A 7,803-nucleotide genomic window follows, 5' to 3' on the forward strand; every position below is an offset into this window, starting at 1 on the left:
ATTAATAATTAAATGGGGTCGCAAAATCAAAAATAAGGGTAATGATTGTATCACAGTTTAAATGTGCAACAGCTTAATATTGAAATAACCAACGGCTCAGTGCTCAACACCAGTGGACTCGGTGGGGGCAAAGTTGATATTCGAGGTGGAAATGTCAACCTCAATAATGGGCAGATTTATGCACTGACTTTGGGAAATATCGATGGTAGGGGTATCGACATTAACGCTCAAAATTTTCGGGCCGAAGGTGGAGCGCAAATCTCCACGCTGGCATTAGAAAATGGTGTAGCGGGCGCTGTCAATATCCGCGCTACCGACTCAGTAGAACTGAGTGGAATTGGAGTTGAGAGCTTTCAAAACTTTATTAGTAAGTTTACAATATCTGGCTCGATAAATCCTTTTGACCCGCAAATTATTTTGGTAACTAGCACCAACGGCACAGGAAACGCCGGAAACATCACGATCGATACAGGACGACTGCTGATAGACAATGGAAGCGTATTGGGTAGCGCCACGTTAGGTGCTGGCAACGCCGGAAATATGACCTTCCGTGCCAGGGTTTTTGATATGGCCGGTTCTGGGATCAACAGTGGCACAATTGCGGGGAGTACGGGTAAGGGAGGAAGTTTCACCTTTGAGGGAGAACGTTTAAGAGTGCGCGATGGCGCTGGTATCGTCAGCATTACTCGCAGTGAAGAAGCAGCGGGGAATATCAATATTCAAGCTTCCGAATCAGTAGAAATTTTGCGAACTCCCGACGGCAATCCTACCCCAACCTTTATCGGCGCAACCGCCATCAGCACTAAGGGGAGAGCCGGGGACATTAATATCGACACGAAGCGGTTGATTATCTCTGAAGGAGGCGGAATTAGTTTATCTAGCGGATCTGTTGTTGGCAACCAACCGTTGAATACAACTGCGGGGCAAGGAGGTAATTTAACAATTAGAAGCTCTGAGTCAGTAACAGTCGAGGGTATTTCTGGAGTGTTGGCAAATGGGAGTCGGACTGCTAGTTTCATCTCCGCTGATGCCTACTCTGCCAGTCCCGGAGGGAGCATGAACATTTCTACACCTGTAATGACTCTACGGGATGGGGGAATTATTTCTACGGCATCTTTAGGTGCAGGAGATGCGGGCAGCATTACGATTAATGGGGGTCGTGTAGAAGTTATAGGTAATGCGGGTTCAGGTGAATTTAACAGTCAAATTCAGATTTCCGTTGGGATTGCATCTGGTGTAATCAATCCCAATGCTACGGCGAATGCAGGTTCGTTGAATCTGAATGTGGGGCAATTGATTCTTCGTAATGGGGGAACACTCAATCTGCGAGCCTTGGGTTCAGGAGGGGCGGGTAACATTAACGTGAAAGCAGATTCAATTTCCCTTAACAACCTAAGCAGCATTGACGGTAGAACTGAATCCGGTGCCGGAGCAAATATTAACCTTGAAGCACGGGATGTCCAGTTACGCCGAGCCAGCAGAATTACAACTGATGCAGGTAGTTCTGGCGGCGGTAATATCAACATTAAAAGCGATATTCTGGTGGCTTTACCCAACGAAAATAGCGATATTACTGCTAATGCGCGATCGGCTCAAGGTGGTCGCGTTAATATTAATGTCCCTAATGTTTTCGGGTTTACCTCAGTGACTCGCGAACAGGTTCGAGGTAATTTGGGATTAACAGATGCTCAATTTGCAGCGTTGCAAGTAAGTCCGACTTCTCTAGTTCCTACCAGCGATATTGCGGCTATTTCCCAAAGTAGCGGCCCGGCTTTGCAAGGTAGTGTTACATTTAGTTCTTCTGGGGTGAATCCCGCTCAAGGTTTAGTGGAACTGCCGCAAAATGTGGTCGATCCGGCTGCTTTAATTGCGGCAAATCCCTGCACGCAAGAGACAGGGAGCGCATTTACTGCTACTGGGAAAGGAGGAGTACCACCCAGTCCTAATGATGCCCTCAGCACCGCTCCAGCGCCCTTTCCTTGGGTAGAAGAGGCAGGAAGTTCGGCAACGAATGTAGAGGATTTAACCGATGTAACCGATCGAGCGAAGAAGGAAGAAGGGGAAATCCCCGATCGGGAAGTTGTTCCGGCGCAAGGTTGGGTGGTGAATGCTCAAGGAGAAGTTATGCTTGTTGGATATAATCCGGGTCATGCTGCTGACTCTCGCCATCCTCAACCGAGTTCGGGTTGTGTGCCGCGTTGAAATTAGGTTTTTTTTACCGCAGATGTAGGCGGATTAACGCGGATTAATGCAGATAAAGAATAAGATGTATTTGGGTTAATTAGTAGGTGTGTCTGCGGTTGTAATTTTATTTTCTAACTATGAAGTTTACCCGATCGCTCCGGCAAGTAATTCTGTTATTTGTGATTTCCTGTCTGCTAGCAGTTGCGATTCCTCCTGGAATTGCTCAGGTTAATCCACCACAAACGGTGCAGCTTGTTCGACAAGCTCGAACTCTGTACCAAGAGGAACGTTTTTCGGAAGCTGTACCTTTGTTGCAGCAAGCGGCGGCGGCCTTTGAGGCAAAAGGCGAAAATCTCGATCGCGCCACAGCTTTGAGTAATTTAGCTGCAACCTACGGGCAGTTGGGGCTTTGGGAAGAAGCAGAAAAAGCTGTAAATTCGAGTTTGTCGGCAGTGCGAACACAAGCCAAAACTCCCGAACAGCAGCGGATTTTGGCTGAAACTCTCAACATTCAAGGACAGTTGCAACTTGAACGCGGACAGACTCAAGAGGCGATCGATATTTGGACGCAAGCTGCTAAAATTTTCGAGCAAATTGATAGAAAAAACCAACTTTTTCAAGCTCAAATTAATCAAAGTCGGGCTTGGGAAATTCTGGGACTTTACCCCAGAGCTTGCAAAATGCTATTAGCTTCTTTCAAGTTGGAAAACCCAACTTGCGAAGTTTCGACAGCGGGTTTGGAAACTTTGAAAAATGGGTCTGTTTCTATCGAACAAGTCCGGGCAACTCATGCTTTAGGGCGGGTACTGCGGGTTTTGGGACAACTGGAACGATCGCAGGATGTGCTTTCGGCGGGACTCGAAGCAGCCCAAAAATTAGGTAGCCGATCAGAGGAGGCGGCAATTTATCTCAATCTGGGAAATACGGTACGGGCTAAAAGCAATAAACCGGGTTTGACACCAGAACAGCGGGGTGATTGGGAACGCTTGGCCCTAGAGTATTATGGTCGATCGATCCAGGCGATGCCGGATCGATCGCCCCTACAAATTCAGGCAAAGTTAAACCAATTGAGTTTGTTACTCGATCGCAAAGATTGGTCGGAAGCAGAGGCTTTGTGGCGTTCTCTCGAACCTCAAACCGCTCAATTTGGGTCGAACCGCGCCGGACTTTACGCTCAAATTAATCTAGCTCAAAGCTTGATGAAATTAGCTCAGTCGCCTGCGAAAACTTTGAGTTTAAGCGATATTGACACCATGCTCGATCGCTCTGTCGAACGAGCAAACAGTTTGGGCGATAAACGCATACAAGCTTATATTCTGGCAGCCAAAGGCAAACTATCAGAAATCCAACAGCAGTATCAGAAAGCGGAAAATCTCACAACTGAGGCTTTGAGTTTAGCACCGGCGTTTCAATCTCCCGATATTGCTTATCAATTGTTTTGGCAACTGGGACGGATTCGGAAAGCTCAGGGAAATACAGAAGGGGCGATCGCTCAATATACTCAAGCTGTGAATGTACTGTCTTCTTTGCGGGGCGATTTGGTAACAGTCAATCCCGAAGTGCAATTTTCGTTTCGGGAAAGTGCCGAACCGGTTTATCGGGAATTAGTCGGGCTGCTTTTGCAAGAGGAATCTCCCAGTCAAACTAAATTGAAACTAGCGCGCCAAACGGTGGAATCTTTGCAGTTGGCAGAATTGGACAACTTTTTCCGGGATGCTTGTGCTGATGCTAAACCAAAGTCGATCGAGGAAATTGATCCGACTGCGGCGGTGATTTATCCGATTATTTTGAGCGATCGTTTGGAGGTAATTTTGTCAATTCCCGGCAAACCTCTGCGCCGCTACGCTACGAAGAAGTCTCAAGCTGAGTTGGAAACTGCCTTCAGACAAGCCAAAAATACCATCAGGCCTGCTGCTTTCCCCCGCAACAGGAGGCTACCCGTTGAACAGGTTTATGACTGGTTAATCCGCCCCGCAGAGGCGGATTTGACCGCCGCCGGGATTAAAACCCTGGTATTTGTGCTCGACGGTTACTTGCGGAATCTGCCGATGGCGGTGCTGCACGACGGTGAAAAGTTTTTGGTAGAAAAATACAGTATTGCTTTGGCGCCGGGATTGCAATTGCTGGCACCGAAACCGCTGAACAAAGTCAAGTTAAAAGTGATCACCGCTGGCCTCTCGGAAGCGCGTCAAGGCTTCTCGGCTTTGCCGGGGGTGAAGGAGGAAGTTCAGCAAATTGCAGCCGAGATGCCGGCGAGTTCGCTGCTGAATGAAGATTTTGTCAGCGGGCGGTTGCACGATCGAATTAAAGCTTTGTCTTACCCGATCGTCCATTTGGCAACTCACGGTCAGTTTAGCTCGAATGCAGCGGATACTTTTATTGTGACTTGGGATCAGAAAGTGAATGTTAAGGAGTTCGATCGACTACTGCGAGCCCGCACTGGGGAGAAACAACAGCCGATCGAACTTTTGGTTTTGAGTGCTTGCGAAACTGCTTCGGGCGATAACCGCGCGGCTTTGGGTTTGGCCGGGGCTGCAATTCGATCGGGTGCCCGCAGCACCGCCGCCACCCTTTGGCAAGTCAACGACGAATCTACAGCTATCTTTATGGCTGAGTTTTACAAGCAACTGGCTTCTTCTAAAACCAGCAAAGCTGAAGCCCTCCGCAACGCTCAATTAACGCTGTTGCAAAACCCACAGTATCAGAATCCGTATTTCTGGGCACCTTTCGTGCTTGTGGGCAATTGGCAGTAACCCTCTTGAGTCACTTTCGGTAGAGATGATTATCCTACTCCTATTCTAATTAAAGTAGGGTGCGTCGCCGCCAGAATTCTGATTATTTACGACTATCAATGAGCGACGCACCATACCGCTATACTCTCGCCCGAAGTGACAAAACAGAGGTAATTATCGGAAATTGGGAATCGGCCCGCGCAGGGCATGGGCCCGCGCAGGGCATGGGCCCGCGCAGGGCAACTGACAACTGTCAACTGACAACAGACAACAGACAATTGACAACTGACTCAAATGCAGTTGGTTTTTTGTTAAAGTTTGTAAACTGTTAAGAGTGCTTTCTGCATCTAATATTTTTTCGAGGAGTCCCATGAAGCAACTTTTGATTGCTGAGCGCTTTTGCCTAATTGCCCACGTCTTCTCAATGGCTTTTGGATTGGCAGGGTTGCTGCTGATTTTACCCCGTCCCGAATTGGTGATGAGTTTGCCACCAGCAGGGCAAACGCTATTCCAGTGGGGGATGGCTGGGGGTGGAGTAGTTTATATCATCTTTGGTGCAGCAGCAGTTGCTCTCTATTCCCTGCGGACATTGGGTTGGGGTGCAACTCTGGCTTTTTTAGTGCCTTCTGTGTTTTTGTCCTTGAGTAGCGAGTTGTTGGGAACGAGTACGGGTTTTCCCTTCGGGCACTACCATTATTTGAGCGGTTTGGGCTACAAAATTGCAGGGCTGGTTCCGTTTACAATTCCCCTCTCGTGGTTTTATCTGGGACTGGTTTCATACATAATTGCTCGCGCTGGAGTAGCTGGCGGTAAAGGTGAACTCAATTGGGTGCGCCAAATAGGGGCGATCGCCCTGGGTGCTTTGCTGCTAACAGCTTGGGATTTTGTACTAGATCCGGCGATGAGTCAAACTGCTGTGCCTTTTTGGGAGTTTGAGGAACTTGGGGCTTTCTTTGGGATGCCTTACCGCAATTTGGCTGGCTGGATGGGTACAGGGGCGCTATTTATGTCTGTAGCAGCTTTCTTGTGGAGAAAAACACCGATTAAATTAGAGCGATCGGAATTGGGTTTGCCCTTAATTGTTTATTTGGTAAACTTTGCTTTCGGAGCAATTATCACTGTAGTTTCCTTGGATTCTCGGTTCTGGTTCCCAACATCGCTAGCGGTGCTTCTGGGTGTAGTTCCGGCGATCGCGTTAAGCTGGATCGCTAAACCCGCAACAGGTGACGTAACAGAAACAATGCCGTCTTTGGAGACATCTGTTCTCACGGCCCAAATTCCACCTGAGCCCGTGGGGGTTTTGCGTAAGTGAGTTGCTAGTGAGCAACCCCGGCTGATTTAGCAAAAATTTACACTAAATTTTGAGCTAGTTTAAAAACCCGGTTTCTTGTAGAAACCGGGTTTTTCAATGGCGATTTTTTCATTCCCAATTCCTGTAATATGTTTGAGGTCAAAATTTTATTAAATTTTTAAATTGACACCAACCGTAATTCCCAATTCTTCAATTGAAAATCTAAAATCTAAAATCTAAAATCTAAAATCCCATGATCGCCCCTCACCTGTTCTCCCAACCGCTGACAAGTATCATCGCTGTCGCACTCTTGCTGCTGCAATTGCCCGCTGCAGCCCTTCTGATGTCGCGTTTGATTAAAGGCCCATCGCGCATCCCGCCCCTGGAACCGGATTCGCCGACGCTGGATTTGTTGGGTAGTTGTACTGCGGTGGTACCGACTTTGAACGAAGCCGATCGCATTTCGCCTTGTTTGGAAGGATTAACCAGCCAAAGTTACGAACTCCGAGAAGTAATTGTGGTTGACAGCTATTCGGTAGACGGAACCGGAGATTTAGTCAAAGCAGCAGCACAAAAAGACCCCCGGTTTCGCTTGATTAACGACGATCCGCTGCCGGCGGGTTGGGTAGGGCGTCCCTGGGCGCTGAATGCGGGTTTTTTGGCAAGTTCCGAGAAGTGCGAGTGGATTTTGGGGATAGATGCGGATACTGTGCCGCATCCGGGTTTGATTGCGAGTTTGCTGAAGACGGCGGCGGCTGGAAATTACGATTTGATTTCGCTGTCGCCGCAGTTTATCCTCAAGTATCCGGGGGAGTTGTGGCTGCAACCTGCTTTGTTAATGACTTTGGTTTATCGGTTCGGGCCCACGGGGACTGGCGGGGATGTGCCGGAACGGGTGATGGCGAACGGTCAGTGTTTCTTGTGTAAGCGCGAGGTTTTGGTGGCTTTGGGGGGCTATGAGGTCGCGAGGGGTTCGTTTTGCGATGATGTGACTCTGGCTCGCTATGCGGCTGCTAAGGGCTTTAAGGTGGGCTTTTTGGATGGGGCTAAGGTGTTGAAGGTGCGGATGTATGAGGGGGCGATCGAGACTTGGAATGAATGGGGTCGATCGCTCGATTTGAAAGATGCTGCTTCTGGCGCTCAAATTTGGGGCGATTTGTGGCTGTTGCTGGCGGTTCAAGGTTTGCCGGTGCCGATTGTGTTGTGCTATTTGCTGTTTGGTTCGCTGCCGCCGGTTGGTGTATTTCCGCACTTTTGGCTGTTGGGATTGAATGTATTTTTGGTTGCAGTGCGATCGGCTTTGTGTTTGGCGATCGCACCTTCCTACGATACAAGTCAGGCATCGGGTAAATGGCTGTTTTGGCTGTCACCTTTAGCCGATCCGTTGGCGTTTTTGCGAATTCTAATTTCTGCTTTCAATCAGCCTACTCAGTGGCGCGGCCGAAAGTATGAATAATCGTTAAATTTTTGCTAGACCTTTTAAAATTGGTAGAAGTGCGATCGTCCTTTTGAATCGAATGGGCGATCGTACTTTTCTTGATTTCCTAAATCAACCGGAAATTAGCGGATGTAATCGCATTGGCACTCACTCCAATC

General features: G+C 48.4%; 3 protein-coding genes and 1 pseudogene. All 4 read left to right on the forward strand.

The annotated features are described in order from the left end of the window. Window positions 1–63: 63 nt before the first annotated feature. Window positions 64–2,202 (forward strand): annotated as a pseudogene (locus QUB12_RS35910) (beta strand repeat-containing protein); the annotation flags it as partial. Window positions 2,203–2,321: 119 nt separating this feature from the next. Next, the gene (locus QUB12_RS35915; RefSeq protein WP_333147829.1) at window positions 2,322–4,937 is read left to right on the forward strand and encodes a CHAT domain-containing protein; all 2,616 of its coding nucleotides are present in this window, start codon (window positions 2,322–2,324) and stop codon (window positions 4,935–4,937) included. Between the two features lie 349 nt (window positions 4,938–5,286). Then, window positions 5,287–6,228 (forward strand): gamma-carotene 1'-hydroxylase CruF, encoded by a 942-nt coding sequence (cruF, locus tag QUB12_RS35920; RefSeq protein WP_333147833.1) that lies wholly within the window; start codon window positions 5,287–5,289, stop codon window positions 6,226–6,228. A 232-nt stretch (window positions 6,229–6,460) separates the two neighbouring features. Beyond that, complete coding sequence (gene cruG, locus QUB12_RS35925) at window positions 6,461–7,663, forward strand: 2'-O-glycosyltransferase CruG (RefSeq protein ID WP_333310893.1); 1,203 nt, start codon at window positions 6,461–6,463, stop codon at window positions 7,661–7,663. Window positions 7,664–7,803: the final 140 nt, after the last annotated feature.

Origin of the sequence: Microcoleus sp. B7-D4 (assembly GCF_036705125.1) — a bacterium.
GTDB lineage: Bacteria > Cyanobacteriota > Cyanobacteriia > Cyanobacteriales > Microcoleaceae > Microcoleus.